This window comes from Acinetobacter sp. 766875 (assembly GCF_000582055.1).
Lineage (GTDB): Bacteria > Pseudomonadota > Gammaproteobacteria > Pseudomonadales > Moraxellaceae > Acinetobacter > Acinetobacter nosocomialis.
Genome location: NZ_JEXX01000009.1, coordinates 79,641 through 105,451 on the forward strand (window position 1 = coordinate 79,641; position 25,811 = coordinate 105,451).

General features: G+C 41.1%; 43 protein-coding genes and 1 pseudogene. 8 read left to right on the plus strand and 36 right to left on the minus strand.

Going from position 1 to position 25,811, the window contains the following annotated elements:
- The 36 genes from J576_RS10265 to J576_RS10440 all read right to left on the minus strand — a co-directional run bounded on the left by J576_RS10265 (position 1) and on the right by J576_RS10440 (position 22,085).
- Positions 1–2,784 (minus strand): phage tail protein, encoded by a 2,784-nt coding sequence (locus J576_RS10265; RefSeq protein WP_252316516.1) that lies wholly within the window; start codon positions 2,782–2,784, stop codon positions 1–3.
- Between the two features lie 72 nt (positions 2,785–2,856).
- A complete protein-coding gene (locus tag J576_RS10270) occupies positions 2,857–3,633 on the minus strand; it encodes a hypothetical protein (protein ID WP_004738652.1) in 777 nt (258 codons plus the stop codon).
- A 73-nt stretch (positions 3,634–3,706) separates the two neighbouring features.
- Positions 3,707–3,934, minus strand: coding sequence for a hypothetical protein (locus J576_RS10275; RefSeq protein WP_024435043.1), 228 nt, complete (start codon positions 3,932–3,934; stop codon positions 3,707–3,709).
- A gap of 35 nt (positions 3,935–3,969) precedes the next feature.
- Positions 3,970–4,284, minus strand: coding sequence for a hypothetical protein (locus tag J576_RS10280; RefSeq protein WP_001159815.1), 315 nt, complete (start codon positions 4,282–4,284; stop codon positions 3,970–3,972).
- A gap of 6 nt (positions 4,285–4,290) precedes the next feature.
- Positions 4,291–5,058 carry a hypothetical protein gene (locus J576_RS10285; RefSeq protein ID WP_000090027.1) on the minus strand — a complete coding sequence of 256 codons (768 nt, stop codon included), beginning with the start codon at positions 5,056–5,058 and terminating at the stop codon, positions 4,291–4,293.
- A gap of 62 nt (positions 5,059–5,120) precedes the next feature.
- Complete coding sequence (locus J576_RS10290) at positions 5,121–5,564, minus strand: hypothetical protein (RefSeq protein WP_032014818.1); 444 nt, start codon at positions 5,562–5,564, stop codon at positions 5,121–5,123.
- Complete coding sequence (locus J576_RS10295; RefSeq protein ID WP_001287055.1) at positions 5,557–6,039, minus strand: hypothetical protein; 483 nt, start codon at positions 6,037–6,039, stop codon at positions 5,557–5,559. Before J576_RS10295 ends, J576_RS10290 begins: the two co-directional genes overlap by 8 nt.
- Positions 6,040–6,046: 7 nt before the next feature.
- Complete coding sequence (locus J576_RS10300; RefSeq protein ID WP_004834521.1) at positions 6,047–6,238, minus strand: hypothetical protein; 192 nt, start codon at positions 6,236–6,238, stop codon at positions 6,047–6,049.
- A 9-nt stretch (positions 6,239–6,247) separates the two neighbouring features.
- The gene (locus J576_RS10305; protein WP_000383138.1) at positions 6,248–6,631 is read right to left on the minus strand and encodes a DUF4054 domain-containing protein; all 384 of its coding nucleotides are present in this window, start codon (positions 6,629–6,631) and stop codon (positions 6,248–6,250) included.
- 9 nt (positions 6,632–6,640) lie between these two features.
- Positions 6,641–7,024 (minus strand): hypothetical protein, encoded by a 384-nt coding sequence (locus J576_RS10310; RefSeq protein ID WP_032014815.1) that lies wholly within the window; start codon positions 7,022–7,024, stop codon positions 6,641–6,643.
- Positions 7,025–7,037: 13 nt separating this feature from the next.
- Entirely contained in the window at positions 7,038–8,012 is a 975-nt protein-coding gene (locus tag J576_RS10315) for a DUF2184 domain-containing protein (protein ID WP_000039809.1), read from the minus strand.
- 5 nt (positions 8,013–8,017) lie between these two features.
- Positions 8,018–8,488 (minus strand): structural cement protein Gp24, encoded by a 471-nt coding sequence (locus J576_RS10320; protein ID WP_033855576.1) that lies wholly within the window; start codon positions 8,486–8,488, stop codon positions 8,018–8,020.
- 13 nt (positions 8,489–8,501) lie between these two features.
- Positions 8,502–9,704 (minus strand): DUF2213 domain-containing protein, encoded by a 1,203-nt coding sequence (locus tag J576_RS10325; RefSeq protein WP_033855577.1) that lies wholly within the window; start codon positions 9,702–9,704, stop codon positions 8,502–8,504.
- Positions 9,697–9,894: a hypothetical protein gene (locus J576_RS10330; protein ID WP_033855578.1), complete on the minus strand. Its 198-nt coding sequence runs from the start codon at positions 9,892–9,894 to the stop codon at positions 9,697–9,699. Before J576_RS10330 ends, J576_RS10325 begins: the two co-directional genes overlap by 8 nt.
- Positions 9,895–9,946: 52 nt before the next feature.
- Positions 9,947–10,270, minus strand: a complete 324-nt coding sequence (locus J576_RS10335; protein WP_033855579.1) for a hypothetical protein — start codon at positions 10,268–10,270, stop codon at positions 9,947–9,949.
- A 304-nt stretch (positions 10,271–10,574) separates the two neighbouring features.
- A complete protein-coding gene (locus J576_RS10345; protein ID WP_000207477.1) occupies positions 10,575–11,387 on the minus strand; it encodes a phage head morphogenesis protein in 813 nt (270 codons plus the stop codon).
- On the minus strand, positions 11,332–12,666 hold the full coding sequence (locus J576_RS10350; RefSeq protein ID WP_033855580.1) for a DUF1073 domain-containing protein: 1,335 nt from the start codon (positions 12,664–12,666) through the stop codon (positions 11,332–11,334). Before J576_RS10350 ends, J576_RS10345 begins: the two co-directional genes overlap by 56 nt.
- Positions 12,667–12,674: 8 nt before the next feature.
- Entirely contained in the window at positions 12,675–14,201 is a 1,527-nt protein-coding gene (gene terL, locus J576_RS10355; protein WP_033855581.1) for a phage terminase large subunit, read from the minus strand.
- Positions 14,179–14,655 carry a DUF2280 domain-containing protein gene (locus J576_RS10360; protein WP_033855582.1) on the minus strand — a complete coding sequence of 159 codons (477 nt, stop codon included), beginning with the start codon at positions 14,653–14,655 and terminating at the stop codon, positions 14,179–14,181. The genes terL and J576_RS10360 overlap by 23 nt, the downstream gene beginning before the upstream one ends.
- A gap of 45 nt (positions 14,656–14,700) precedes the next feature.
- On the minus strand, positions 14,701–15,333 hold the full coding sequence (locus J576_RS10365) for a putative metallopeptidase (protein ID WP_033855583.1): 633 nt from the start codon (positions 15,331–15,333) through the stop codon (positions 14,701–14,703).
- Positions 15,330–15,521, minus strand: coding sequence for a hypothetical protein (locus J576_RS10370; RefSeq protein ID WP_033855584.1), 192 nt, complete (start codon positions 15,519–15,521; stop codon positions 15,330–15,332). Before J576_RS10370 ends, J576_RS10365 begins: the two co-directional genes overlap by 4 nt.
- Positions 15,522–15,577: 56 nt before the next feature.
- The gene (locus J576_RS10375) at positions 15,578–15,823 is read right to left on the minus strand and encodes a hypothetical protein (RefSeq protein WP_000898317.1); all 246 of its coding nucleotides are present in this window, start codon (positions 15,821–15,823) and stop codon (positions 15,578–15,580) included.
- A 340-nt stretch (positions 15,824–16,163) separates the two neighbouring features.
- Entirely contained in the window at positions 16,164–16,382 is a 219-nt protein-coding gene (locus J576_RS10380; RefSeq protein WP_033855585.1) for a hypothetical protein, read from the minus strand.
- Positions 16,383–16,557: 175 nt separating this feature from the next.
- Positions 16,558–16,710, minus strand: coding sequence for a hypothetical protein (locus J576_RS20060; RefSeq protein ID WP_002120865.1), 153 nt, complete (start codon positions 16,708–16,710; stop codon positions 16,558–16,560).
- Between the two features lie 265 nt (positions 16,711–16,975).
- The gene (locus tag J576_RS10385) at positions 16,976–17,728 is read right to left on the minus strand and encodes a hypothetical protein (RefSeq protein ID WP_033855586.1); all 753 of its coding nucleotides are present in this window, start codon (positions 17,726–17,728) and stop codon (positions 16,976–16,978) included.
- 13 nt (positions 17,729–17,741) lie between these two features.
- Positions 17,742–18,140, minus strand: coding sequence for a DUF559 domain-containing protein (locus J576_RS10390; protein WP_033855587.1), 399 nt, complete (start codon positions 18,138–18,140; stop codon positions 17,742–17,744).
- Positions 18,140–18,406: a hypothetical protein gene (locus J576_RS10395; protein ID WP_033855588.1), complete on the minus strand. Its 267-nt coding sequence runs from the start codon at positions 18,404–18,406 to the stop codon at positions 18,140–18,142. Before J576_RS10395 ends, J576_RS10390 begins: the two co-directional genes overlap by 1 nt.
- Entirely contained in the window at positions 18,399–18,797 is a 399-nt protein-coding gene (locus J576_RS10400) for an HNH endonuclease (protein WP_033855589.1), read from the minus strand. The genes J576_RS10395 and J576_RS10400 overlap by 8 nt, the downstream gene beginning before the upstream one ends.
- Positions 18,794–18,919, minus strand: coding sequence for a putative phage replication protein (locus tag J576_RS20065; RefSeq protein ID WP_001031745.1), 126 nt, complete (start codon positions 18,917–18,919; stop codon positions 18,794–18,796). The genes J576_RS10400 and J576_RS20065 overlap by 4 nt, the downstream gene beginning before the upstream one ends.
- Positions 18,916–19,665: a hypothetical protein gene (locus J576_RS10410; RefSeq protein ID WP_005139670.1), complete on the minus strand. Its 750-nt coding sequence runs from the start codon at positions 19,663–19,665 to the stop codon at positions 18,916–18,918. Before J576_RS10410 ends, J576_RS20065 begins: the two co-directional genes overlap by 4 nt.
- Entirely contained in the window at positions 19,658–20,587 is a 930-nt protein-coding gene (locus J576_RS10415) for a YdaU family protein (protein ID WP_000280082.1), read from the minus strand. The genes J576_RS10410 and J576_RS10415 overlap by 8 nt, the downstream gene beginning before the upstream one ends.
- Positions 20,580–20,942: a hypothetical protein gene (locus tag J576_RS10420; protein WP_001267985.1), complete on the minus strand. Its 363-nt coding sequence runs from the start codon at positions 20,940–20,942 to the stop codon at positions 20,580–20,582. The genes J576_RS10415 and J576_RS10420 overlap by 8 nt, the downstream gene beginning before the upstream one ends.
- Complete coding sequence (locus J576_RS10425; protein ID WP_002059544.1) at positions 20,939–21,235, minus strand: hypothetical protein; 297 nt, start codon at positions 21,233–21,235, stop codon at positions 20,939–20,941. Before J576_RS10425 ends, J576_RS10420 begins: the two co-directional genes overlap by 4 nt.
- Positions 21,232–21,504, minus strand: a complete 273-nt coding sequence (locus tag J576_RS10430) for a hypothetical protein (protein WP_016803319.1) — start codon at positions 21,502–21,504, stop codon at positions 21,232–21,234. Before J576_RS10430 ends, J576_RS10425 begins: the two co-directional genes overlap by 4 nt.
- Before the next feature lie 47 nt (positions 21,505–21,551).
- Positions 21,552–21,818, minus strand: a complete 267-nt coding sequence (locus J576_RS10435; RefSeq protein WP_000166124.1) for a hypothetical protein — start codon at positions 21,816–21,818, stop codon at positions 21,552–21,554.
- 36 nt (positions 21,819–21,854) lie between these two features.
- The gene (locus J576_RS10440; protein ID WP_001068174.1) at positions 21,855–22,085 is read right to left on the minus strand and encodes a hypothetical protein; all 231 of its coding nucleotides are present in this window, start codon (positions 22,083–22,085) and stop codon (positions 21,855–21,857) included.
- 126 nt (positions 22,086–22,211) lie between these two features.
- Between J576_RS10440 and J576_RS10445 the strand changes: the two genes are divergently transcribed.
- The 8 genes and pseudogenes from J576_RS10445 to J576_RS10480 all read left to right on the plus strand — a co-directional run.
- Positions 22,212–22,937 carry an XRE family transcriptional regulator gene (locus J576_RS10445; RefSeq protein WP_000605245.1) on the plus strand — a complete coding sequence of 242 codons (726 nt, stop codon included), beginning with the start codon at positions 22,212–22,214 and terminating at the stop codon, positions 22,935–22,937.
- A 39-nt stretch (positions 22,938–22,976) separates the two neighbouring features.
- Entirely contained in the window at positions 22,977–23,276 is a 300-nt protein-coding gene (locus tag J576_RS10450; protein WP_000562174.1) for a hypothetical protein, read from the plus strand.
- Between the two features lie 39 nt (positions 23,277–23,315).
- Entirely contained in the window at positions 23,316–23,606 is a 291-nt protein-coding gene (locus J576_RS10455; RefSeq protein WP_001037047.1) for a hypothetical protein, read from the plus strand.
- 57 nt (positions 23,607–23,663) lie between these two features.
- Positions 23,664–23,879, plus strand: coding sequence for a KTSC domain-containing protein (locus J576_RS10460; RefSeq protein WP_001169164.1), 216 nt, complete (start codon positions 23,664–23,666; stop codon positions 23,877–23,879).
- Positions 23,880–23,929: 50 nt separating this feature from the next.
- On the plus strand, positions 23,930–24,220 hold the full coding sequence (locus J576_RS10465) for a hypothetical protein (RefSeq protein WP_000276791.1): 291 nt from the start codon (positions 23,930–23,932) through the stop codon (positions 24,218–24,220).
- Between the two features lie 490 nt (positions 24,221–24,710).
- The gene (locus J576_RS10470) at positions 24,711–25,151 is read left to right on the plus strand and encodes a hypothetical protein (protein ID WP_001101023.1); all 441 of its coding nucleotides are present in this window, start codon (positions 24,711–24,713) and stop codon (positions 25,149–25,151) included.
- A gap of 2 nt (positions 25,152–25,153) precedes the next feature.
- Positions 25,154–25,477, plus strand: coding sequence for a hypothetical protein (locus J576_RS10475; protein ID WP_033855590.1), 324 nt, complete (start codon positions 25,154–25,156; stop codon positions 25,475–25,477).
- 11 nt (positions 25,478–25,488) lie between these two features.
- Positions 25,489–25,811 (plus strand): annotated as a pseudogene (locus J576_RS10480) (hypothetical protein); the annotation flags it as partial.

Below are 25,811 nucleotides of genomic sequence, written 5' to 3' on the forward strand. Positions count from 1 at the left end.
TTATTTACCGTTTTTACCAAATCCACGGGCATAACTTTGCAAACCACTAGCAACTGCACGACCATTGCTCTTCAAGAGCCGTTGAATACTCTTGGCATCAATTGCACTAATATTAATGGTTGCTCCCGCACCTCCACCTTCAGCAACTGCAGCAGCTCCAAAGCTTGCTCCATTACGCAAAGCTTTACCCATTTCACGAATGGTATTCGCATGTTGGGAAGGTAAAACCATTTCATCTTCATGTAGCTGGGTAACCGGATTCACACCTGATGGAATGTCGTAACCGCCTCGAGCAGATTTAATCTTGCCCGCAAGACCAGCCACTAAACCAAACGCAGCTGCACCGGCACCAACGGCAAGAATTGGACCGACATATGGAATTGCAACCATGGCTTTAAAAGCTCCGGCCATTGCCTCCCATGCAGACATCATGATGCCTTTGATAGCTTCAGCTGCTTTTAAACCTAAACGTGCTAAACCACCTGCTGCTGTAACGCTGGTACGTGTTGCTTCACCTGCAATGGTTGCCCCTGTTTGAGCAGCTTGGCCAGAAGCTTCTGCTGCTGTTTCAGCACCGACAAAGCCAAGTTTACGAGCCAATTTAATAGCTTGAATTCTTAGCCATCCTTGCAACTCTTTAGTAGCTGTTTGCAAGGCAAATGCTCCCATATCAGCAAGCACTGCTTTAGTGGCATTACTCCAAGTCAAGGTGCCATTCATAAGGGACTGAATGCCTTGATCCCAAAGGTTGGCAAGACGAGAAGTAAAGCCACCAAACTTAGCCTCAAAGTCTTTCATTTCCGCATCACTGATTAAGCCCATAGACTTAGTGTCAGCAACTTTCTGGTCTGTCTCTAAATCAGAAATGTTGTTGGTGATTTGGTTTTGGTTACCTTGTTTGCCTGTAATGTTGGTCTGCTCATTTTCCAAAGCTAAACGCTCTAAAAGACCTTGCCGCTTAATTTCGCGTAACTGATCTTCTAGCTGTTTTTCCAACTGAACTTTACGGACATTTGAAATTTTCTTGGCATCAAACTCAGCCTGAATTCGTGCCGCTTCAATTTCATATAGGCGTTGTGCTTGCTGTTGATAATTGTCGATCTGTTCTTCACGAGCTTTTTTATATTCCTCAAACTCTTTTAAACGAATAGCAATGATCTTGTCTGAAGCATCCTTTTCGGCTTTGACTTTTGCAGCGGCTTTTTCATCAGCAGTCATCTTGGATTTTTCAATCTCTTCCAATGCCTTTTGCAGATCTAAAGCAACTTTCTTTTCTTCGGATGCATATTTATACCGAATATCGGCAAGTGCTTTAGCTGCTTGTTCAGCTTGTCGTACAGCATCGGACTTACCCTGCTTTGCCTTCTCTGATTTACCACCATCAGGATTGAGTGCCTTATTTTGTCCGATACCAGAAGTAACCCCTTTACTGCCACCTCTAGCACCTAATTGTGCATTCTGTATGTCAATCTTTGCCTGAGTTAAACGATCAAAAGAAGGTGTTCCACTAAAGATATTAGAAGCTGAATTAATTGCGGCTTTGGTGGTACCAGCAATATCAACCACAGTATCTTTGGTTTCAGTCCAGATTGCCTTAACGCCACCAGCCAGAGCCTTACCTTTAGCCAAGATCCCATCCGCATTTACAAAGTTTACGGCAGTACTTCCAATAGTCCTTAGGTTACTCATAACACCAGACATTAATCGCACAAGATTTTGTAATCCAGCTCCAAGCCCAACAATAACGACTGCCACGCCCTTGGCAACCGAGCCTAATGTCTGAATAACTCCGGTAAATGCTCCACCTTTTGTGGTGCCATTCATAAAATGACTAATAACACCGCTTAAAGCTGGCATCACTGCTTGAGCCAATTGATTTTTTAAGCCGGTGTACTGCATTTGAAGTACTTCAGTTTGAGCCTTTAATTCAATAGATTTTTGAATTGCCTCTTCACCAGTAATAATCCCTGCTTCTTCCATAGCAGACTGATATTCTTTCCAAAGCTTACCACCATCTTGCAATATTGGAATTAAACCAGTGAGATCAGAGCCCATACTTTCAAGGTAGAACGACATTTGTTGCTGGTTGACTCCAGCTTCTTCCAGCTTATCTACATAGGTTTGTAAGGCTTCTACTCCATCCATCTTGGACATTTCTTCGGCGAGCTTTTTTGCCCCCTCAGCACCAGACTCCGTTTTAACGGCGATTTGCTCAAAAAAATCTTTAGCACCACCAGAACCTACTGATGCAAACTCACCGATCTTTTCGTTGAAGTCTTTCATCATGTCTGAGAGTTTTTCTTGAGAAAAACCCAAAGTTTGAGCTGCACCTGACAAACCCTGAAATGACTGTATCGAGGTATTTGCTAAGGCTGAGAATTTCGCAAGTTCAACATTGTTATTAGCCACTTCAATTGCCAATGTTGCTAAGCCTGCAGTAGCTGCTATGGTCCCACCCACTGCTAAACCAGCAACTGCGCCTGCAGCAACCAATGCACCACCACGCAGAGCTCCTAACTTGGAAGTAATACCATCAAATGCTGACCCTATTTTTGATCCACCAAGTGCATCACTAATTTGGTTCTTAAAACCTTCTGAAATGGATTTAGAAACGTCATCAAACTGTCGCTTGACACTCGAGAGATCAAACTTAAATCTCACCCCTTTAGTGGTATTCTCAATTTGCTTAGCGGAATCAGAAACAATCTTTTCAGCATCATCCATACCTTTTTTAAGTTCGGAAGTCTTCGCACCAACGTGCACTTCCACTCGATTGTTGCTCATAATTCCTCTCTTATAGGCATAAAAAAACCGCCATTAAGGCGGTTCATTAAAAACTATGGATAATCAGAATTTTTATCTTAAATTTTTCGTACCCAAGAATAAGACTGCATTATCTCGGTTACTTGTTTCAGTCACTGCATATAAAGTTTTGTCAGCTGAATCATAATAAGCCACACCATTAACTGACTGTCCTGCCAGATAGCAAGGTGAATAACCGAAAACTAAATCAACGTTGTAGTAAGGTGCATTTTCTTCAGCTGCTATTTTCCCTGAGAACGTGCAGCCACTTTGTCCCTTACCTGAAATCACACCCGTATTTGAGATAGTTAAATTCGCATCTTCAATACCTTGCACAATCACCGATTCTCCATAATAGGTGCCTGCAATTGTCGCTAGATTGGATGCTGTGTTGTTTAAATCCGTTTCATATACGGTATCGAATGTAACCTGATTTGAAGGCGAGTATGTGATTGTGCCTTTCAGGCTCTTCTTGGAATCAACTGTTCCACTAATTGATGTATTGTAAACGGTAGCACCACCAAAATAAAAGTCTTTCCCGCTATTGGCTTTTATCGTATTGCCAGAAACAGTGAAGTTTCCAGTCATGAATCCAGCAATACCAGAAGAATAAGGTGCTGAATATAAGAACCAGAATTTATTATTTTTATCCACTAATCCGACTACGTTCTGTTCTTGATTGGTCTTTCCAGTGTAAATACCTTTGACTTCAGCTTTTGATACTGGTGGGTTGTTACCCTCATTATTGGAAGATGAAGAATCACCTCCGCCACCTCCACCGCAAGCAGCCAAAGTCAAAGCTAAAAGACTCACCCCTAATACTGTTTTCATGGTTATATCCAAGTTGTTATAAAGTTCACACAAACTTTAACCAACTCAAGTATATAAATCAATCAGGGCAGCCTCAACCACCCTGTGGAAAATTCGACAAAACTTCCAGCATATCGTCCTCGTCATCATCTGAAACGGTAATAGCTGGCGGAGTTTCATCAATACCCATAAATGCTTCCAAAATACGACAAAGCCGTTGTATCCCTATATGCGCGGGAGGATTACTTTGCTGATACGCACTTAATGCTCTTAATCTAGGTAGATCCATTTCATTACGTACATAGTCGTAATCTTTACCCATTGTCAGGACTAAATGCGTGTACAGCTCCTCCCAGTTTATTCCCCCGAGCTTTCACCTACGGGTTTACCTGTATATTCCAAGCCGGACGTTTTAGTTACTAGGGCTAATACTTCTTCCATGTTACCCATATCTAAGAGCTCATCCGAAACATATTCACGGGTAATATCCGGGTAATTCCGTTTTAAACAAATATGAGCCATATCCACGATTACAGACACAGGCACATCATTTGAGCTTAATTGCTCTTGGAAACGCTCAAGTGTACCCAATGGTGCCGGAGCAAAAATCCAAGTCTGACCAGCTATTTCTTTACTATTACCACGCGGGTTATCAACTTGCTTAAATTGCATCTGGCATTACTCCGATAAATCAATTTTGAAAACACGGTTAAGATCGTCAGCCATAGGCTGGAATTCAAACTCAGGAATATCGTAATCGTCCTGTTTTGAACTGAATCCAAGTTTGTTACTGGTACAACGGAAGAAATTCATGTGCATGAACTTGCCTTTGTAGTCACGTTGCAAGTCAACGGCAAACTCTGGCGTATAGCCCATGTCTAGGTTTGATACAGTGATTGACTTAGCACCCGCTACCATTGCTGAATAACGGAAGTTAATAAATACCGTTTTACCAGCATCGGCAGCAGCAAATGTATAAGCACCGGTTGCCGCATCTACACTGTATTGTCCGGTTGCTGGCGCCGATGCTACACGTTTAAGTGGGATTGCTTTAGCATCTGTTACGCCTAGATCCTTTACATATGTACCGCTGTTAGGAACAACCGGTGTAACAGTACCACCAGCCGGAATCACTTCACCATTAATGGTTTGGGAAACTGTTTCAATTCCACCTTCAGCAACAACTCCACCGAAGAAAATGGAATTTAATAAGGTACCGTTAATACGTCCGAAAGAAGCTTTACATTTAATGGTACCTTTACCACGCGCAGCATCTACAGCAAATTGACCACGACCGAAAAGCTCTTTTAAGTCATAGCTAATATCCACACCAACGGATTGCATCACCCCCACTTCAACTGGTGTGGGATTACTAATCGGTTGCCCGTATACATCTTGAATCGGTGTAGCAAAGATCTTGCCGGCACCAAATAAATATTGAGCCATTTATTTTGACCTCTCTAAAATGACAAAACCGCCATCGAGGCGGTCATAAAATGAATATTTTGTTAATTGGTTGTGAGGATCCGGATAGGGATAATGGCAATCGCCTGATCATCCAGCATGTTTTCTACTGCTTCATATACTTCTACGGTGCCCTCGATCCAGCAGTGCTCTACCAAACCACCTAAGGTTTGATACTCACTAAAATCAGGATGGTCTGGCTTAATAGCTTCACGTACACGATCGATGAAAATATTCATCTGTGATGATGGCGGCTTTGTAGTGTCCGATTCATGAATATAGAGATAAACTTCAGCAGCTAGTTCAACTTTTGAATCTAAACCATGTACCGGGACTTCTTGCTGATTGCCTTGTGTAATAAACATGGCTGGGCGCTGTTCTGGTGTTACATGGTTAAAGTGACGTAAACGGCGACTTACCGTAATCAATCCTTCTACCCTTGTGCTTAACCTTTCAAACAACGCCTGATAGATTGCTTCGCTATCCACCTGCTATACCTCGCTCAATTGCTGCATCAATATTTTTCGGCACAATCTTGGCCACGATATCCAGTGAATCACGCATGAACCGCAATTCTCTAAACCGAACATTCCTAGAATGGGCCTTAATATTGACCTGAACAGGTGAAATAGGTCGGCCAAACGCCTGTTTAATTGTCCTTAGGTGTGCTTTAACACCCAAAGCACCATTTAGACCAAACTCATGTGCAGGTGCATAAGGCACCAAAGCACCGCCAGCTCCCACGGTTCCCTCAATGGAATCCTTATCCTCATCCACCTTTGATGAAACGGATCCACGCAAGCGGCCTGACTGAACTTTAAGTCGTTGGCCACTTAACATGTCTTCCTGAACAATCCGCTGTAAGCGCAAAGTAAGAGCGTTAATCGTGCGTCTTATTTCAAACCTAACGCGATTATTCATCTCATCAAAATTGACCTGAGCATCAACACGATAATCGCTCATAGCTTAATTACTCTTTAGCAGAGGCTGTCGATTTCTTTGGCTCAACAACTTCAACGTAACGCTCAAAACCTAAGGGTTTTAAAATATGGATAATGTCATCCTCAGATTCTAAAACGCCGTTATTGATATCTAGGTTTTGCCCAGCAATAACAATTTTGCTTGGCTTGTAACCTTCTGGTGCCTGATATTTAAAAGGCATGGGATTCTCCTATACGACAAAAGCACCAACACCTAAACGGTTAGGGTTTGTGCCTTCATCATCAATTGGAATTGAATTTTTTAACGCAAGGTAACGCTGGCCATACATGCTGAGATCATAGAAAGCTTCTTTCGATGATCGTGAATAACTCACACTTTGGCCCGCAATTGTCATGCTTGAGGCGGTACCAAAAGCAGCACCATTGCCACTTACAGTACCAACTTTAAGAATATGTGCTGCATATAGACCTACAGCACGTTCCTTTAATGCCCCGAACTCAATTTGAGAAACAATCAGATCCGCTTCTTCTAAAGCATCCTGAATTTTTGCATCTGGCAAAGACATTAAACTCGAATCAGTCGAGAACTTTTCACGAAACGTTTGTACGTCCATAGACTCACCTTATTCTTTAGCCTGAGCTAACTTAGCTTGTAACTGCTCAAGTGTTTCATCATCACTAAACGTTACTTCAAGCGCTGTTAATTCAGCCTTCACGGCGGCCAAAGCATCTTCATCAGTTGGCTTTTGCTGCTCACCTGCTGCATCGTTTTGTTTACCACCTTTACCACCACGGCCACCAGTTTTACCTGTTGCTTTTGGCTCATCATCTGGGATTTCCTGAACTTCAAGTTCACCGATATTAATAAGATGTTTAGCAAACTTATTTTTACTGAGCTTCTTGTGTGCTTCTTCATCCACAAGAGTTGGGGTGCCTGTAGGCAAAACAGCAATACCAGAAAAAACAAAAGCGGCCTGTAAGCCGCTATAGATATAAGAATATTTCATACTGTTTTAATCCTTACACGTGATCCAAGTAACGGAGAGAATCAACACGCTTCAACCATACGCCCTGATATTTGTAGTGACCAGGCACTTTAATATCTACACCAACTGGTTGAGCTGCCAAGAAAGTGACGTCATCACATTTCATTTGGATGCATGACGGATCACGGCGGTAAATGATAGAACGGTCAGCACCTGCTGTACCTTTGCCGTTTGAACGACCTAAACCACGAATGGTTAACGGCTTACCTTGTGATGCGAAGATGTTATTTTCTTCAATGAATTTTAAGAAAGTCTTACCGCCAGAATCAGCAACTACACGAGTAGAAAGGTGTAAGTATTGATTTGATGCCATCAAATAAGTATCTGGCTGTACGGACACATCCCCATCAACAAGATCTTCAGCATCTGCCAAGCTTGCGTTAAAGTCACTTAAAACTTCTTCAATGGTTGCAGTAGCCCAGTTATGTTGAGCTGTAACAATGGTTACACCAGTCTGATTTAAGAAACCCTTAACCCCTGTAAGTGCATTGCCATACCATGCAATGTTGCTTAAGTGTTTTTCTGCAGCAAGACGAGCTGCCTCTACTTTATCTGCTTCAAGTGCTAAATTTAATTTTTGAGCTGCTTCTAACTCCAGCACTGAATACATATAACCAATTGTGCCGACCTTCACTGGCAATTGAACAGTATCATATTCAACTTCGGCCAAAGGAATATCATTACCAGTTCCTGAATGATCTTTACCCAAACCCACACCCTTCTTACGGCTTAGGATTTCTCCTCCACCATATACAGCACTGACAGGTTTAACAGGAATGTATTTAGCGTAATCCATCACTTGCTGAAGCTGAGGATCCATTTCGTTAAATTCTTCCAATTTAACGAATAATTGGGCTAAAGCATCAAGGTTAAATGCATCACCAATATTTGCTTGAACCATTTGAGCTACTGGTGTTAAACGTAGCTTCATTGCTGCCAATTTACTCATAATTATTATGCCCCACGTAATCGAACAGCTGCTAAACCCTGTTCATTTGAAATTGTTTCCCAAGATGCGTTTGGCAACTCTGTACCGTCTGTTGCTGTTGGGGATAAAGAACCTAACGGCGCTGCTGTGGTGCCGTTAGCTGTTTTGACATAAACCTTTGCGTTGATATCGGTGACTGGTGCGGTGACCTTCACGTAAATCGAGCCTATCGTCATAACTGGCGCAACATCTGTTTCTTTGTAGGCTTCTTTGCCATCTGCCGTTTTGCCTGACTTGCCTACGCCGTGACGTACGATAATTCCAAACTTGGTATTAGTTGCACCAGTTACCGCTGAAACTGTTTTTCCATCCGTACTACGTACAACCACGTCACCATCGTTCACCAAACCGGTACCAGCCACAGGCAGGGATAAAATATCCTCTGGCCCAATGAGGTGAAACTTCATACCGGGTGCAGCATCGTATTGCTTAACCATGATTTACATCCCCTTAGATTGTTTTGTATGCGTTTTCTTTACTGTAGGTCTTTTCATCCCCACCGCCTGCTGGGTTGCCATCACCAGCTTTAACACTTTGCTGCTGGTGAAGCGCATCACCTACAGGGTTAGAAGGTTGAGTACCCTTCACAGCACAGAGGGCACGGAAAGTTGTATCGATCTGCTCAGGCTTTGCATCGCCTACCGACACGTTACCCATCAAAGCTGTTACTAATGCATCACCCGCTTTAGCAGCAATTACATCACGCTTGATTTGCTCGCATGTGCAGCCTTCTGTTTTAACTGTTGGTACCAATGCTTTAGCATCCGCAATCACAGCAGCACGTTCAGCCGCAGCTTGCTCAAGCTTTTCAGGCGTCATTTGGTTCTTTTCCAGATCACCTACTTTTTGCTCCAGAGCTGTTTTTTCGGCATGTAACTGATCTACAACCGCTTGAATGGCACCTAGTTCATCACCGATAGAAAATTGCTTATCACCAACTTTAAGTTTTGCAGCCTTCATGTTTTCCAGCTGCTCTTGTTGCTGCTTTAATGCATCGGCCAAAGGCGTGTTATCGCCGATGTTAAAACGGATACCGTTTACAATTACTTCCATTGTTTTATTCCCCTTTGGTGGAGTTTGCTGTTTGTCACCGATGCGGCAATCACCACCACAACGGCCATATTTAACGAGCGCTACGTGATTGCCAATAAAATTGATAAATTTGGCTTGATACGGCGTGCCATCTGGCGCAGTACCCTGCTCAACGATTAATAAGGCTCCATAGCCAAGCGACATTTCTAGCCGTTCGTTGCTTTGGATCAAATCAATGCTGATCTTGTCTTTAATGAGCAAATCACCCATCAGATAATCGCCTTCCTGTCGAACGTTATCACAATAGCCAATGTGATAATCCTTCCAGTTAGATGCGTTAATTTCATTTTTAGGCGGGTGATAATCTGTAGCGTCTACACCATTGAAGCTTTGAATAGCCTCAGGCTTGAAAAGCTCTTCTGCAGGTGTGTAGACATTAATGACTTGATCAGCGGTATAACCTTCCAGTGATGGAAACTCATACGCATAGTACTGTCGTACTTGAGGCGCTTTAGCTAAACGAACATTGACGCATTTCAGATACCCCTCTTTGGTAAATGAGCGTGTCGATTCACTTGGCGCAAAGTCACCAATTTTGAGTTGGTAAATGTGCTTAGTCATTTGGTACCTTCTGAGGTATTAAAAACTCGACTGTAATTTTCGTGTACCGCTGCCCCTTATCTTGATAAGACTCAACGATAGTTTTTTGCTGGCGACTAAATGGAATACCGGTCTCAACATCTACCAACTGAAGTAAATTAGTCCCCTTTACAAAATCAACTTTGACGTCACGGCGTTTCTTTTCTGACATAAGTTTTACTCGTAAAAAAACTACCCGAAGGTGGCTTGATTGATTGCAGTGTTTACATGCGAATATCTAAGGCTAAATCTGAGCCGCAAATCTCAAAGTGTTCTACGCGTCCTAAAATGAGCCCATCACCATAAAGATTAGTTCTAACAGTTGTGATTTTTGGGGGTTGAAAATCTATCTTTTTGATACTTTCCATCACCTCTTGAAGCTTTTCAGCCGCCTTACCCGCCGCCTTAGCCAAGTTAGGGAGCCCATCACAGCAGGGCATTAACCACGGCGGGGTAAAATCAACGCCAATTACTAGCCCACCTTTAACTAATCCCTGTGCTTTTAAACGGCGATAAAACCGTTTCTTACTAAACTTTTTACGCTTCATGGCCATAAGTCCTTATTAATGGTATTAGGCTTTTAAAGCCATAATGATCGAATCTAATTTCCAAAGCAGAATGGGGATTGAAATTAAAAGAACTGACAAGAAAACCTTTTTCAAAGTTAGCTCTCGGATCTGGTTCATATGCTCATGGGTTACGTTGCTTACTTCATCCCATTTTATTGGAGGGGCAGAAACAGTTGGTGGCGGAGGCGTAGGTTTTGGCCTAGGGTTGTGGCAAGGTTGATAGCCATTTCCATTTATTCCATTGTAATGAGTACATGCTGGGCATTTCCCACAAGGTTTAAAGTCAGTCAATTAAGATATCCTCATAATTAGGTAATGCCGTGCAACGACAACGGATAGGCTGACCGGGATGTCCCCCATCTGGCGGTGAATCCCATCTGAATGTCTTGCCCTGCTTATGTTGGTGATCTGGTCTTACACGCTCATCTTTCGCCGTTTGCCATGTGTATGTCTCAACACCCATCGAAAGCTGTCTGGCTTGGTTAATTTGGCCGTTAATCTTGCCCATCTGATCACTAGCAATAAGACGCGCACGGTAATCAGTAGATAAACCTAATTGCTTAATAGCTTTGGCCAACTCTTCATTTGTTTGTCCAGTCTGCAAAGCATTGGTAATTAATACCTCAAGCTTATCGGCGTATTGCTGCGGAATAGACTTAATCAAACTGACATTTGCCGTGATGTTTAGATCTACCTCGTCTTGAATATCAGCAGCTCGATAGAAAGGCGTTAAATCCACACCAATAATTGTTTTGGTGTGCTCTGCAATTTGCTTGTCCACTTCCTTTTGGGTGTCAGTCACAACCTTTGTGGCTAGAGGCCTAGAAATCTCAACAACATACTTTGTGAGCTTTTCTCTAAACGCCGTCATCATGTCCGAGAACCAAGCATCACCGATATTCTGGCCGACTGTAGGAATAACCAATTCTTTTGTTTGTTCCTGACAGTATTTTGAAATAGCCAGTAGTTGTCGTGTGTAATATAGCTCTACACGGCGATTTACGTGCACGGCCCTCGGCTTAGAAGCTTTACGACCTTTTTTACGTTTCTTCGCCTGCTGGAGGTGGGGTTTCAGGATCTGAATTATCGTTGTCATTACGCTTCACCATTATTTCAAGCTCTTTGATATGTTCTTCATCAATCACTGAATAAACACCATCAATGAGTAGCTGCCGTGCTATTTGTGGCTCTGTAATGATGCCCATTTCTAAATACTTGGAATCCCGTTCTGCGTTAGCTTTCTCAACCTCAGAACGCACCTTAGCGTCTAATTGCCATAACGGGTTAAACACAACATCTAAGCTTGGAATCTGACGTCCAAATGTAGTTTGAACAATTACCCTTAAAAGCTTCATCATGAATGGCTTTAAGGACCATGTTTGCTTAGTTGCAATACTGTCATAATAGTTGCGTGTGTCATGCTCGCCAGTTGCGTTCATGCCTGCAGGTGATTGCCCAAATAAAATCGTATATGGCATATCAGCTGCACCAGAAGTTTGAATCGAATACTCACGCATTAGATCAGGCAGACCACCAAAGCTATAAGATTTAGAGTCATACTCTTCCTCTTTATCTAAAACGATCATGCCGTTTAAGCCTTTAAGCAATCCGACACTAAGAAAACGTTCAGCTACGGATTTCATGTCCTCTTTAATCTTATCGACTAAGTTGGGAGTTCTAATCACGTCAATTTTTGATTCATGCACAAGACTTGCTGAGGCTTTCTTAACGGCGGCATGATCAAGCAGATCTTCATAAACTTCCTGCAAAACACTTACAGGTTCTTCATTAACTACATCTGCATGGCAAAATTTGATTAAGCGAGTGTGGTGGATCCGTTGGTTAGATTTACCATCAAGCTTTAGCTTGTAAAATTCAGGCTGCTTTAAAACTCCACCTGCCTCCTTTGGTGATAAATATTTACTGGTATCAGCTTCAATGTGCTTTTTCTTAAGCACCGTGAAAAACTCCAAACGACCAACGCCTAACTTGTTTAAATCAAACGGTTGATCTAAGTTGCCGCCGTCTACTGTACCTAGAAGCACATAGCAAACGCCATATAAGCGAGAAAGTACCAAACTAGATAAGAGCACTCCATCTAAGTTAAAAGCTTTACACGCCTCTTTAAGCTTTAGTAAATCGTTATCCTGAATCCCTTCAAAAAACCATCCAGCTCGGAGCATGTCACTTGCTGGGCGGTTGACGATGCGCTTAGCTAACCAGTGTTGATACACGGCTTCTAATTGCTCATCAGGAATTACTTTCTTTACGAAAGAACCGTGTGAAGCTTTGTCACGTTCGGTACCAATATTTGAGACAAGGTTTGTATACGCCCCTGCATCGCCAATTGCATCGGGCGTTTTAGTTTCAGCCATAATTTCCTCTAATCAAATACAGTTGGCTTTTTGGCTAATGAATCATTAATTGCATCAATGGTCGGGTCCCACTGGTCGTCATGGTCATGTGACCAATCAGCAGTAAGGCCTTCAATCTCTTCAACGTAGTTCAATAACCATGGTGCGTTTGCAGGTAACCAAACGCGCTGATCTTCAACATAAAGAATGACATCCATAGTCCTTGATAGCTTGTCAGTACTTCGCTGAATCGCACGTATTGGTAAAGTGGTCTGCTTAGATATGGACTGAATTAAACCGGTACCACTCGCCTTATCCTCTACAGCCATATAACGAAGCTTGCCGATCTTTGTGTTACTGTCCTTATGTTTATTGATAAAAGCTTTTGCTTCTTTCAATAGCTCGGGTGCTTCCCATTTGCCACGCTTCACGTCAATGATATAAAGGTTATTGTCATAGCCAAGTCCTGCACATAAGAACACTGAAAAGTCATTATGCTCTTTAGTCTTCTGAGCCGTGTCGGCCCATATTGCACGCCATTTAAGAACAGGTAGCTCTAGATAACGTGGGAACCATTCAGCCTTAACCAGATCACCACCCAGCTTTTTAGGGTTTTGCATGTATTGGCTTGCAAATGTGTAGCGTGACACTGTGGCGCCGTCTTTATCTTCCCCGCCTTTCTCCAGCTGCAGCAATGAAAGTAAAGATTCTTTTAATGGCCAATAGCTTTGACGGCCTTTCTCATCACGTTCAACATCACGTGGAATTTTGCGCTGTATGTGCTCTGGTAGCTTACTGATGTACTCATCATCAATAAGTGCGGGAATACTGATTTGTTCCCACTCACCAGGTACATTACCTGTCATCACAAAGTTAGTCGGATCTTCAACGTGCAAACGCTGCATGATCAGAATAATTGGCGTATCAGATTTAGCTTTACGCGAGTTGACCGTATTTAGGATCTTACGGTTAGCTTTACGTCTAGCGGTCTGGCTAAATGCATCCTCAGGCTTTAATGGGTCATCAAGAATAATCGCACCGGTAAAGCCCTCATTGGCTAATGTACCAGCACGGCGACCGGTGACCTGCCCGCCCATTGAAGCAGAATAAACATGACCAGCATCATAGCCATCAACGGTGGTTTTCCAGCTCGACTTAGCATCCGTACTGGTAGAAATCTTTACAGGCCATAAGTTCTGAAAGTCTTCCGACTTAACAATATTTCTAGCTGTAGCTGATACATCCTCTACAAGTGATTGCGAGAAAGACAAATACAGAAACCGCGAACGAGGATTACGTGCTATACCACGAGCAATAAGGTTTGTAAGTAATTCAGTTTTACCGCTTCCGGGTGGAACGTTAATAACTAGGTTTTTAACCTTGCCAGCTATTACCTCGTCAATCTTGTCGGCAATATATTCATGATGCCAATTGACCGAAAACTTAAAGCCCATGCGAGGCAAGAAAAAACGCCGTGTAAAGAATAAGTGTTCTTTCTCACAGAGTTCACGCTCCAGCTGCATTTCAAGCAGCTTAGTATTTACCTTGGAGTTCATCTAACACCTGCTTTATCTGTTCAGGCGTTGCAACAATTTGAGTGACATGCTCGCTTTGAAGTGGTCCACCGCCAGCGCCAGTTAGCTCTGTTTTATTTGTGAACTGCCCACCCATATCTTTTGCGGCCTGCTCAAGAATTTTTAGGGAAAATAACGGATTCTTTGCATGTACTGCATATTGTTTTTCTAGCCGTTGTAACCTAACAGTTAGATTAGCAATTGGAATATTTAAAGGCTTTTCTAAAAACTCTTTACGAGTATGTTCAAATTCTTCCTTCAATTCCTGACTCAGATCTTTACCAGCTCGTTTTGTAGGGTCATACCTTTCACACTGTTGGCGTGATATCTTGACCTTAAATTCTTCGTTGACGAGATCTACTGTCTCTTGAGGAGTATTAAACATTGCAAGTGACCGTACTATATAGAGTTTTATCTCTTTTTTAAGTGCTGCCATAAACCTCTTCCTGTCAACGTACGTCAACGTAAACAGGCAAAAAAATTAAGCCAGTTTTAGTAGACAAGTCCCACATGCATGTGCAATTTTTGCTTTTGAAATAGTAGGACCTGCATTAGCTAAATCCACCATATGTTGTACGGCGTCATTTGCACCGTATCTACCAACTACACCATGAAACTCTTCAACGTCATGGCCACGTAAATAATGCTTTGGCATTCCTGTAATAGGACTAAAGATCATGTCGCCCTCATCTGTACGCTTTACACCAATGTGATAAAGCTCATGTTCAATAAGTGCACAAAAATCAATATCACTGCATTCAGATGCATAACGTGCATCAATAGTGATAACGTACTCAGGGATGTAGCCAAACCAATTAATCATTTGTCTTTCTTGTCGCATCTTCTGCCAGCCTCCAGCACGAAACATTACTCGCTCTGTCTGCCCCAATACGACTTGACCAGCCTTTATAAATGCAGCTGATGCCCATAACACTTTAAAAAAACGACTACCAAAATAAGTTAAATGGTCGTGATCAGGATTATGCAATGGTGAGTTTGAATCAATGAATGTGTCCCAAATCCAATTCTCCAGTTCTTTTGAAGGCTCAAAGTCTACGCTGTCATAATTAGGATCTAACTTAAGTAAGCGTTCTGGTGGCTCTGGTCTTTTCATAGAAAACCTTCTGGCTTATTGTTGAGCTGGGCAATTAATTTATTTTGCTTTGCTATGGCCAAAAAAAATCGCTCATCTAGGTGAGCGATCTGTTCTGTATTTAAACCTTTTGTATTGCAACTTCCCAAATGGTTTAGCTCTATTTGGAGCTGTCTAATCTCATGCGTAATTTTTTGAAATTCAGTCATACTTACTCCAAAAAGAAAAACCCTACCTTAAGGTAGGGTTATTAATACTGTAGGTTTTAAATCTGCTGAACTCTAATCTCTCTATGTCCAAACATATTTACACCATCCTTAACAGATTTAACTAAATATTCTCGATTTGAACCATTTTGTAATTTCTTGATTAATCGATCTCCAATACTTACGCCATCTGTAGAGTCACTTGTGAAGATTGTTTCTTCATTATCAATTCTACAAGACTTCAAAGCGCTTCGAGTGCCATCATTGGAAATCACAACAAGCTCTTCTGAACCATTAAACAACATATGCTTCACCTCTCAATGAATGATTCAATGAGTAAAGCATAAATTTTAATCAAAGTAAAGTGTAAGTATTTGATTCTCAATAGTAAATTATTCACTATCGAGAACTAAATCATCAGATTAATAAAACAAAAAGCCCCGCCAATAACTAGTATGTAGCGGGGCCATTTGCGCCGTAATACGTCCGGCAAGTAAACTCGCAAAGCGTCCTAAGCGAGTGGGGTTTTAAAATCAAAAAACCCGCTTCTAAAAAAAGAAACGGGGCATAAAAACAAAAACTTTCAGCGCAGTATTTGTGACATATCATACAAATTAGAAGATGTATTTACAACATACTTTAAACTTAATTTTTTGATGCTCTCAAAATATCCAAAACTTGCTCAAACATTTCATGCAAGTTTGATCCTATTGGAAGCCAAAAACGATAATTAATGTTGTCGCGGTTAAAAACCTGCTTGTAGTACTCAGTTGTGAATGTTGGGTCGATATCAGAAGCTTTTAATAAACGACCTTCTTTTTCAATCTTCTGGCCGTCTAACTCACCACCAACACAAATGAACATTGTACTTTTCCAAAAATTATTCAGTTCAGCTTAACACATAAAATAAAAAGCCCCGCCAATAATCGATATTTAGCGGGGCCCTTTTGTGCCGTAATACGCTCGGCAAAATCCAACAATAAAAAAAAGTCCATTTCTGGACCTTAAAAAAACCTCTTAACGAATTTTTTGTCGGCTATTAGTCAAATTTCACAATGACCAAACACACTACTAATACAAGCAAAGTAAGCGTAAAAGCTAATGCAGGTACGAATGATACAACTAGTGCATTAAACAATACTGCAAAGCCAATTAAATAGCCCGCTGAGCCTGTTTGTTCGAGTAGATCCATATAGAATCCTCCCTTAAAACAATGCCACGACCCATGAAGCTGTTGATCTATGTGGCGCCCAGTCGTTGCTGTCTTCTTGCGGTTCCTGTTTCAGTAATGACACAGCTTCAGAACCTTCCCGTTTACAAGGAGGTCGACAGCAACCCCAACAGGACTCGGAAAAGCCCACTTAGAAAGTGGGCTTTAATTTGATAAATACTTTCGGGCGTAGTATGTATAATTCGCCCATTTTAGAAATCTTTATACTCAAGTGTATACCCAACTGTCAAGCACAAGTTTCTTGAGTATCAGGAAGTTCAAAACGAAATGATCGAGAAATGCGCGATCTAATTTCATTTTCCCATTCTGCCACAATAGATTCTCCAAATAACTCGAACTTCTGATAGCTTTTTATGTAAGCAGTCTTAGTGGCAACAATACCTGCAATTTTCATTTTTTCATTTAATGTATATGGGCGCTTACCTGTTCCATTACATTTTTCGCAAAACTTTGCACCCTCAGGAAAACCCTTTGAATTAAATGTTTCGAGTTTTCCTAATCCTTGGCATGCTCCACACATAGCTTTAACGAAAACATGTCCGCGTAAAATAATCTCAGCCATACCTTTTGCCAGATTAGTAAGATCACCTTGGGCATTGGTAGGGGTAAATTTTTTCTTTACCATTTCTTCATGAATCTTTACCGCTAATTTATTACGCGCTCGGAAAAAATTGCCGGATTTAATCTCACCGCGCACGAACTCAACCTTGCCGGGTATATCTTCAATACGGCGCTCGGTTTCAAAGTTAAAATCATACTTACTATAAAAAGTTTCTGTTTGTTTTTGAGCTGGGGTAATAATTGCAATTCGTTCAAAATCAACCTTTTCAACTAGAACCGTTGCCCAAAGTCTTGCAGCTGGTGATAAGAGTGCCAGTTCCCCCAATACCACATCTTTAGAAATTTTCTTACCTTCAGCTTTGCCTTGAGCAATAGCAAGGCGAAGTAACTCAATAAAATCAAACTTTTCAACTAACATAATCGCCTTCCTATTAACCCTTCATTAATATTTCAATTTGCTGTATTGCCACGCCTGCTTTCACTTGCTCTGTGCTGAACCGTAAAACTGTAAAACCCATCATTGCTGCGGAGTTGTATTTCTCCATATCCCCTAAATAGCCCTTGCCTCTTGTGTGACGGCCTCCGCTCCAGATCCCGCCTTCTACCTCAATCAAAATCTTTGTACCCGTTATTAAAAAATCTGCTCTCCATTTGCGTTCAGGATGGAACTTATATTCCTGTTCAAAACCAATCTTGCATGCTCTTAAATGCGTTGCCAGAACCATTTCACCCACACTTGGTTGTCTGGCAACTTGCTTTGCTGAACGCCGCTTTTTATTTTTCTTAATAGGAAATAACTTACGGTATTCAGCAATGCTGACTGATGACATCAAGCACCACCTTTAAGCAAATGTTCCAACTGATTAGCAAAATGGCTATACATCTGAGACTTTTCAAAATCTCTAATACGACTTAATTCGTGTGCCTCAACTCTGTACCTTTGAGCCATTTCACTTATTGTTTTTTTTAACTCCTCCACTTTCGCTTGCTTTGACTGCTGACCAGCTTCATAGGCAATTCGGCAGCAATTAGCATGAATCAAAGCTAAATTGCCTTGCTTTCCCATCCATTCGTTAAATGTCATTGGCTTATCCATGCTTCACCTCATACGATTCAAAGAAAAACTTTACCGGCTCAGATTTAATTTCAATCAAACCAAAGCGAAGTAAATGGCGGGCATGGGTGCTATCACGCAATAACTGAACATCTCGATAATGTGTGAGCATCTTTCGCCATCCTTCCAAAGTCATAGACGACTTGTTTGTATTGCAAGGGACACACGCAGGGTTCATGTTTTCTATGGTGTCGTTTTGCGGTCTAGTCATTTCACCCGTAATTAACTTGCCGCCACCAACATGGATTAAATCTCGCTTCACTGCTTCGATATGGTCTGCATGCCACTTATCGCCAAGCAAATCACCACAGTAAGCGCAATGTCCACCAAACTTTTGTTTTAGCTCAGCACGTTGCTGTTTAGTTAGTTTCATTGGTGAATTCCTTTCTTAATATGTTCTTTACGCGCCAACCACCACAAAACCACCGCACCGCTAATAGCTGCTGTAAAAAATGAAATGAGTAAACCCCACGCTAAAATCTCGAATTTATTCATACATTCGCCCCATCAATTAGCTGAAGAATATTTCTAGGGATTGGCATACCCTCCCGACGGCACATCTCTGCGTATTCGTGTGGATTATCGAAAGGATCAGGGCCCAACTCTTTTATAAGCTCAGGCTCTTTTTCTTTTGCCTCAAGTTTTTGAACTGGTGCAGGTTTACGACCATTGATTTTTAATCTTTCCATCAATGATTTGAGATGCTTTTGAGCCTCGTCATTGCTCACAGGAACGTGTTTAGGTTCTTTGTGTTCTAGTTGTAGCGGTGGAGTGTAAAACTCTTGCTGACGGCCTTTTAACTGAGCTTTAGCAACCATCACGTTGTAGGTCCCGAAGAAATTATCTTGAGCTGCTCGCATTTGGCCGGCTTCGATCAAATACCTAACCTCGTCTAAGGCGTACTTAGTGATTTGGGTAATAACCACGGAACGGTCAGTTGTAAACTTACATGCGCGAGACCAAGCTTCTTCTGGAGACATCCAACTTTCACCGATACACCAGGTGCGAAACTCGGCAAATGACGGCATAAAGCGTCCACCTGCTGTAAGTAAACGACCAAGTGCGTTGTTAAATTGGTTTTGTTGAACGCCAACCAGTGTTTTAAGTGCGATTTGCTCAACCACTGACAGAGGAATTGCGCTTTCGCCTGTTGCTGGAAATTGCTTATTGAACTGAGCAGCGTAAACAGTGCGAAGAGAAGCGATTAATTGACGCACTTCGTTCAAGGTAATCTCATGCATGACCTACCTCCTCACTCACTAGAAACTTTTTTGAAGGGGTTACATCCACGATTTGAGACTGGTTTTGTTCTTCAAAAAGATTTGCGAAGTAACCCGGCTCTTGTGTTTTTTGCCCAACTGAAGTGATTTGCTCTTGCTTCTTGCGGTTAGCAGCAACTTGTTTCTCGTTGTTTTGAACCCAAGAGAACCACTTAACCAACCAGATGCTTGGTGTATTCAACGAGCTTGATTCGTTTGCAAAGTACCAGTCACCGAAATTTTGAATCATGGTTCTCAAGTCGATTTCAGGTACAGAAACAAATCTTTGTTGAGCAAGTGAGATGAAATCGTATTGAAACTCGCTGTATTCAGAAATGAATTCACGCATTGAGTAACGCTTGTGATCATCGATCTGATACTGAGCAAATTGGATTGGTGTAAATTGCGAATTTTCTTCACGCGCATTACTACTACTATCTATATATTGGTTATCGGTTAACGGTTTATGGTTAAGGTTTTTTTGGCTTTCACTTTCAGAACCCAAAATTAACCCACTGGGTTTTTGTGGGTTTTCAGAATTAACCGAGTCGCCTTCACTTTGGTTTTCTTTTGGTTTTTCCTTACGTGGACGCCCACCTTTCTTACCATTTTCACGATTTTTATCCCCTACTTTTTGATAAGCGGCGATTTCTGAATCACAACGTTTGTTGTGAAACCCGTCTTCCTCTTCCACAAAAAACTCTTGCAGCACAATTAATACTGCATCCCTTTCTTCTTGGGTATTTGCACGTAACCGACGAAAAACCGACTGGGTTTCTTTGGGTAATGGTTTTTCATTCAAATAATAAAAATCGAGAGCACGGCGATAAAAGCACTCTTCAACTGGGCTAAGGTGCGCTGTAGCAACCATAAAGTCGCTGATATGGTGGAGATATTTATACATCAGTGACTGCTCCTAATTTTACAAGACCGCGCATTTCCAACTGACGAATAATTCTTGGAGGAATAAATTCGTTGTTGATTTTGTAGCGAATACGAGACTTTTCTTTCACCTGAATTAGTTTGTGCCCATCCTCCATGAGACGGCGAACTGCTATAGCCTGCCCCCCCATATGGGTTAATTCTTCAAGTTGATAAAATCTTTCCTGAGCCTCAATTGCGGCATTCATAACTGAAAGTGGCATAGCTGCTAATTCTTTAGCCGAATAGATCTTTACTGGTTGTTCCAGTGGAATTACCACCTCTAGCGGTGTGGTGGAAACGGAAATATCCTGTTTTCTTCTTGCTGCATATCTCACTTTTCACCACCCTTTGGCTTAACATAGCCTCCAAAAGAATCAACCAAACACGCCTTGGTTAAGCTGGTTACAATCTGCTGTGCCAACCACTGCGTTATGCGAAATTGACGAGCCATGGCTTCTGAAAACTCAACCTTCGTAACCGCAGCATTATTTTCGTCATACCCCTTGTTGCGTAAATTTTGCTTTTTCACCTCAAATAGGTGGCCAAGTACTCGCAATGCAGGCTCATAAAAAGATTGGATTTCACTTTGCTGGCGAGAATCTTTGATTTGGTGTGTAAAGCTGTTCATGACACCTCCGCTAATGCTTGCTCAGCTTTTGTTAGGCGGCGTTTAGCGTTGAGCTCTGCTACTGTTGCTGTACGGATTTCTTTTGATGAAACCAGAATCAAATGATTCTCCGATTTGATAGTCCACAACCTAGTCAAAGTTTTGTTTTTAACTTCAAACAAATCATTTGATTTAAAACTACGGCACTCTTCAGTAAGTACCACTACATCACCCACTAAAAACTCTTGTAAGTTGTGTTTGGACGTTTGATTTGATAAATTAGTTTGCATATTCATGGGTTCCTAAATTTGTGAATTAAGAAGCCTGATCTTGACCATCAGGCTTTTTTATTGCGTTCTCTCCGAACGGATTGTTTTCTTTGTTCATATAAATCAAAACGTTCTCTGGGTATTCCAGATACCTGTGACATAAGATTCTTGTCATCTTCACAACGCTTCATATCCAGAATGGCTAACCATCTTAAATACTGGCTGTTAGACCAGCCTCGTTCATATGCTTCCCTTGCCACATGCTCAGCTACAGGCTCAGATAAATGTGTCGGCATGCACACCGTCTTTTTTGCACTTGGCTTTTGTTTGGTCATGGTTGTTCCTAAACTGATATTTGTTCATGAGGTCAGTTATGCTATAGACGACTCTGGCTTAGCATTCTCAAGTAGCCATTCAGCCGTAAACTTTCCACCGCTATTAATTGCAAGTATCTGGGCATATTTGGTTTCGCCCGTATATTCAGTTCTTGGTAATACCCCTCGTTTTTCCATCTTGCTCATGGCCATGTATGTACGGTTTAGTAACGCTGCTGCTTTAGATCGACCACCAACAGCATCAAAAGCATATTTAATGGGATTCAAAGTTAAATCTCCCTTTTAATTGATTTCACCAAAATTAAATCATAGGTTTAATTTTAATACAATCCATGATTGCTTCTATTTTTTTAAATTTCCAATAGAATTTTAAACCAAAGGTTTATTTTATTAATGATTATGGAATCTATAGCTGAACGCATCCAAGCAGCACTTGATTATGCAAATCTAAAATGGTCAGCAGCATCTCTCAAATTGGGACTATCAGCTCAAGCTGCATCTAACTGGAAAAAGGGGAAAATTGGTAAGGAAACCCTGAAAGAGCTAGCGGCTTTAACTGGAGTAAGTGCCGGATGGTTGCTAGATGGTTCTGGATCAATGATCGAGTTGGCTGACAATCCTGAGAATGCTGATGCATATAGGCCAGTTATGGCATGGGAAGCACCGGATGACCTCGATCCTAATTCTTTTATGATTATTCCGCATGTAGACGTCAAGTTTTCCGCAGGTAATGGCCGACTGGTTGAATTTGAGCCAACAACCAGGATGACGGGATGCGCACAACGCATGGAGTGGTTTCATAAGAAAAAAGTTTCACCTAAAAATCTTGTAGAAGTGGATGTTGATGGTGACAGTATGGAACCAAGGATACCAAGCGGCAGCGTTGTAATTATCGACAAGTCTGTTAATAGACTAGAGCAAGTTCAGAACAGAAAGGTGTATGCAATCAGGTATGGTGATGAACTAAAAATCAAAAGATTATCTCGTAGATATGACGGAGCCTTGATTATTGATAGTGATAATCCTAGCTATGAAAGAGAGATCGTTGAGCCGCAAGACTTGGAGCATATTGGCATCATTGGTAAATATGTTTCTCATTCTTATGATGGTGAAATTTAGGCGAGCTAAGTAATTAATTTTTAAAGAAAAGAGGGTATTATGATCGCAACACTTAATAAATCCAAAACTGCGCTAACGATTAATCGCCAAGAGTTCAAATTAGCATTAGGTAAAATTGGCGAAGGTATTGAAAAACAAATAGCCTCACTTAAAAAAGCCAAGCAAAGTTATGACGCTACTGAAATGGCATGTGAGGTCATTAATGAAGCAAATATCTTTGAGGCTATAATCGAAGGATTTAATGAAGCTGAAGGTACTAATTTAAAACTATCAGATATAAGTAATTTGGAGCAAGCGCAAGGCTGGGTTGATGATTTTCTAGAAAAGTACAGCACTTGAAAAGGTAAATAAGAAGAAGTTGATGAGGTAAGATTCGTAATGAATAAAAAATATATGCCACCAGAACTTTACGAATACAGGCATCTAACAAGCACTGAACAAATGGCAATTCATCAGATGCTTATTTCTTATGTTCGTGAAGATCACCGCTTCAATATCATCATGATGGGGGCTGCGGAGCCTTACAACTTAGTAAAGATAATCAGTGTGAATTTTGAAAATGAAGCTGCAGGTATATGGATTCACTTCGAAACTATTGTTGGTGAAAAGCTGGCCTTGCCTATTGATTTCATTTCAAGAATTGAGTTTTCAGGGCAGCAGGAAATTTAATAAAAAAGATTAGTTTAGGGTTGGAGGAATATTAGGAAATGAAGTGGAATCCACAATATGCAAAAAATTGAAGTTAACTCCCGTAATATCAGCCATGTTCTTTATCAACACTTCTTGTTGACGGTAGTGCTTAGAACAGGTGAAAGGTTTATTTACAGACTTCTTGAAGCAACCACATTCAAAGAGTTTGTTGATTCAGAAGATAAAGATAAATTTTATAGAAGTCATATTGAGGCTAATAAAGAATTTAAGCGGATTCAGCTTTTTGTTTAATTGAAACCGTGACCCGACACAGTGCTTTAAACCATATCGGTAGAGAATATATGTATAAGATACCTAAAGTAGTTATTCCTGATTCCGCTAAAAAATATAGGCCTCCCAAAGTTAAATTAACGCTAGAAGAAATCAAGCAACTTTCAGATGACGAGTTAATGATGCTTTTAAGCGGTGAAGGCCGAAGCGGAATTATCCCAGCACCACTTCTACAAGCTATAAGCTATGAATTGACATCAAGACAGATTAAAAAATCCAGCAAACCGCATTGGACTGCTTATGTTGGGGTGCTGCTGGCCTTAATTGCTGCAGTCACTGGTGTTGTTGCAATACTAAAATGAGAGTAACGATAACAGAGCACATTGAGATAAAACTAAGCACAAAATTTACTATACGTTTGTTTTTGATTTTCATGACATATCCACCAGTAGCACCCTCTTAACAAGTAAAGCAATTGAGGTGATTAGAGGTATTAAGCTAATTAACAGACCAGCTCTCGTCAACTTTATTTCACACATAAGAACTCTCTTTAAAATGTGAACCAAATGGCAATATTCACAAGTATTGTTACCATGCTAATAAACATTTGCATATTTAGTATCTGATCTAATTTCATAAAAATACCTTTGTCAGGTTAAATCAGCGACCAACCCACCACCACGGTGGGTTTTCTTTTGTCTATTAAATCTAAAATTTAAAATAAATTCAATCTTAGGTTTAAATATCTATTGCATCAAAATTAAATCTAAGGTTTAATAATTTTCACCAGATAACAAAAAAGCACACCGCCCTCCCCAGGTCCGATGTGCTTTGCTATATGCGAGATCAATTATGAACGTAAAAGCTCCTCCTTTCAACTCATTTGCATTTGTCAGCATGGCTGCTCTTGCAATCTCTGGTGGTTCTTTAGTTGCTTGCCAATTGCAACCAGCTTTCCAAACAAAAGAAGCCCCTTCTCTATTTACCCCTAAGACTCAACCAAGTACTTACGGTGTTTTAACCGCAAAAATCACAGGTAAACATTCTGGCGTTGCCGTAATCAAATTAGATAGCTTCCGTTTAAACGTTAGCTTTGATTTTGAAGCTCATCCAGACAGTTACGGCGTTCCGGGTTCTGAATTTACCGCTGTTGATATTACTCAACTCACGGTAAATGAAATTACTGACATTAACGGTAAGTCATATAACGATTTCACCGAATTTGAAGACATCCGCAACATCAATGACCTTCTAAAAGGCTTCATCGAACGTAACAAGTTGGTGGAGGCTTAAAGATGACTCATTTCAAAAAGCACCCCGACGGCTACAAGTCATTTTTAGGCCGTGATGATAAGGGCCTCTACTCTGTTCGTATTGGCTGGCAAGTGTACGCATCTAATGCTAATGGCTCAGTTCTTTACAAAGTTAAAGACGGATTTAAGACGCCTTTAAATGTGTTCAGGTTCCAAACTGAATATCCAAAAGTTTGGAATGAACTCACACAAGAAATCGATTTTCAACGCAGAAAGCAGCTCGCTATAAAACTGCGTGAAACAAATATCCCTACTTATGACCGCAAGGCTTACAAGCAAAAACGCGGCTTCACCGGCTCTAGATGAGGATAAGAAAAATGACAACTGAAAACTCAAAAGACAACTTACATATCTGGAATGCAGTTAAGCAAACGCCTACCAATTTTCTTAAAAAAATTGAGTTTGGTTATTTAAAAGGTAAATCAGATATTAACCCTCAATGGCGATTAATGGCTATGACTCAGGCCTTTGGTCCTGTTGGTCATGGCTGGACTTATAGACATGTACGTTTATGGTCTGAAACCGCGCCAGATGGAACCATTATGGCTTTTGCTGAAGTAGCAGTAAAAACCAAGATTGATGGTGTTTGGGGTGAGGAATTTTTCGGCAACGGCGGTTCAGCAATTGTTGAAGTTCAAAA

Coding starts and splice junctions, on each gene's coding strand:
- J576_RS10460 (WP_001169164.1), top strand. CDS start 23,664: ATGCAAAAAATTGAAGTTAACTCCCGTAATATCAGCCATGTTCTTTAT.
- J576_RS10335 (WP_033855579.1), bottom strand. CDS start 10,270: ATGAAGCGTAAAAAGTTTAGTAAGAAACGGTTTTATCGCCGTTTAAAA.
- J576_RS10270 (WP_004738652.1), bottom strand. CDS start 3,633: ATGAAAACAGTATTAGGGGTGAGTCTTTTAGCTTTGACTTTGGCTGCT.
- J576_RS10470 (WP_001101023.1), top strand. CDS start 24,711: ATGAACGTAAAAGCTCCTCCTTTCAACTCATTTGCATTTGTCAGCATG.
- J576_RS10350 (WP_033855580.1), bottom strand. CDS start 12,666: ATGGCTGAAACTAAAACGCCCGATGCAATTGGCGATGCAGGGGCGTAT.
- J576_RS10285 (WP_000090027.1), bottom strand. CDS start 5,058: ATGGCTCAATATTTATTTGGTGCCGGCAAGATCTTTGCTACACCGATT.
- J576_RS10345 (WP_000207477.1), bottom strand. CDS start 11,387: ATGACAACGATAATTCAGATCCTGAAACCCCACCTCCAGCAGGCGAAG.
- J576_RS10370 (WP_033855584.1), bottom strand. CDS start 15,521: ATGACTGAATTTCAAAAAATTACGCATGAGATTAGACAGCTCCAAATA.
- J576_RS10435 (WP_000166124.1), bottom strand. CDS start 21,818: ATGACCAAACAAAAGCCAAGTGCAAAAAAGACGGTGTGCATGCCGACA.
- J576_RS20060 (WP_002120865.1), bottom strand. CDS start 16,710: ATGGATCTACTCGAACAAACAGGCTCAGCGGGCTATTTAATTGGCTTT.
- J576_RS10380 (WP_033855585.1), bottom strand. CDS start 16,382: ATGTTCATTTGTGTTGGTGGTGAGTTAGACGGCCAGAAGATTGAAAAA.
- J576_RS10300 (WP_004834521.1), bottom strand. CDS start 6,238: ATGCCTTTTAAATATCAGGCACCAGAAGGTTACAAGCCAAGCAAAATT.
- J576_RS10450 (WP_000562174.1), top strand. CDS start 22,977: ATGATCGCAACACTTAATAAATCCAAAACTGCGCTAACGATTAATCGC.
- J576_RS10375 (WP_000898317.1), bottom strand. CDS start 15,823: ATGTTGTTTAATGGTTCAGAAGAGCTTGTTGTGATTTCCAATGATGGC.
- J576_RS20065 (WP_001031745.1), bottom strand. CDS start 18,919: ATGAATAAATTCGAGATTTTAGCGTGGGGTTTACTCATTTCATTTTTT.
- J576_RS10365 (WP_033855583.1), bottom strand. CDS start 15,333: ATGAAAAGACCAGAGCCACCAGAACGCTTACTTAAGTTAGATCCTAAT.
- J576_RS10315 (WP_000039809.1), bottom strand. CDS start 8,012: ATGAGTAAATTGGCAGCAATGAAGCTACGTTTAACACCAGTAGCTCAA.
- J576_RS10465 (WP_000276791.1), top strand. CDS start 23,930: ATGTATAAGATACCTAAAGTAGTTATTCCTGATTCCGCTAAAAAATAT.
- J576_RS10410 (WP_005139670.1), bottom strand. CDS start 19,665: ATGCATGAGATTACCTTGAACGAAGTGCGTCAATTAATCGCTTCTCTT.
- J576_RS10395 (WP_033855588.1), bottom strand. CDS start 18,406: ATGGATAAGCCAATGACATTTAACGAATGGATGGGAAAGCAAGGCAAT.
- J576_RS10310 (WP_032014815.1), bottom strand. CDS start 7,024: ATGAAATATTCTTATATCTATAGCGGCTTACAGGCCGCTTTTGTTTTT.
- J576_RS10320 (WP_033855576.1), bottom strand. CDS start 8,488: ATGGTTAAGCAATACGATGCTGCACCCGGTATGAAGTTTCACCTCATT.
- J576_RS10400 (WP_033855589.1), bottom strand. CDS start 18,797: ATGAAACTAACTAAACAGCAACGTGCTGAGCTAAAACAAAAGTTTGGT.
- J576_RS10385 (WP_033855586.1), bottom strand. CDS start 17,728: ATGTTAGTTGAAAAGTTTGATTTTATTGAGTTACTTCGCCTTGCTATT.
- J576_RS10265 (WP_252316516.1), bottom strand. CDS start 2,784: ATGAGCAACAATCGAGTGGAAGTGCACGTTGGTGCGAAGACTTCCGAA.
- J576_RS10445 (WP_000605245.1), top strand. CDS start 22,212: ATGATTATGGAATCTATAGCTGAACGCATCCAAGCAGCACTTGATTAT.
- J576_RS10390 (WP_033855587.1), bottom strand. CDS start 18,140: ATGTCATCAGTCAGCATTGCTGAATACCGTAAGTTATTTCCTATTAAG.
- J576_RS10330 (WP_033855578.1), bottom strand. CDS start 9,894: ATGTCAGAAAAGAAACGCCGTGACGTCAAAGTTGATTTTGTAAAGGGG.
- J576_RS10275 (WP_024435043.1), bottom strand. CDS start 3,934: ATGGGTAAAGATTACGACTATGTACGTAATGAAATGGATCTACCTAGA.
- J576_RS10475 (WP_033855590.1), top strand. CDS start 25,154: ATGACTCATTTCAAAAAGCACCCCGACGGCTACAAGTCATTTTTAGGC.
- J576_RS10295 (WP_001287055.1), bottom strand. CDS start 6,039: ATGAGCGATTATCGTGTTGATGCTCAGGTCAATTTTGATGAGATGAAT.
- terL (WP_033855581.1), bottom strand. CDS start 14,201: ATGAACTCCAAGGTAAATACTAAGCTGCTTGAAATGCAGCTGGAGCGT.
- J576_RS10325 (WP_033855577.1), bottom strand. CDS start 9,704: ATGACTAAGCACATTTACCAACTCAAAATTGGTGACTTTGCGCCAAGT.
- J576_RS10415 (WP_000280082.1), bottom strand. CDS start 20,587: ATGTATAAATATCTCCACCATATCAGCGACTTTATGGTTGCTACAGCG.
- J576_RS10305 (WP_000383138.1), bottom strand. CDS start 6,631: ATGGACGTACAAACGTTTCGTGAAAAGTTCTCGACTGATTCGAGTTTA.
- J576_RS10455 (WP_001037047.1), top strand. CDS start 23,316: ATGAATAAAAAATATATGCCACCAGAACTTTACGAATACAGGCATCTA.
- J576_RS10430 (WP_016803319.1), bottom strand. CDS start 21,504: ATGCAAACTAATTTATCAAATCAAACGTCCAAACACAACTTACAAGAG.
- J576_RS10280 (WP_001159815.1), bottom strand. CDS start 4,284: ATGCAATTTAAGCAAGTTGATAACCCGCGTGGTAATAGTAAAGAAATA.
- J576_RS10360 (WP_033855582.1), bottom strand. CDS start 14,655: ATGGCAGCACTTAAAAAAGAGATAAAACTCTATATAGTACGGTCACTT.
- J576_RS10425 (WP_002059544.1), bottom strand. CDS start 21,235: ATGAACAGCTTTACACACCAAATCAAAGATTCTCGCCAGCAAAGTGAA.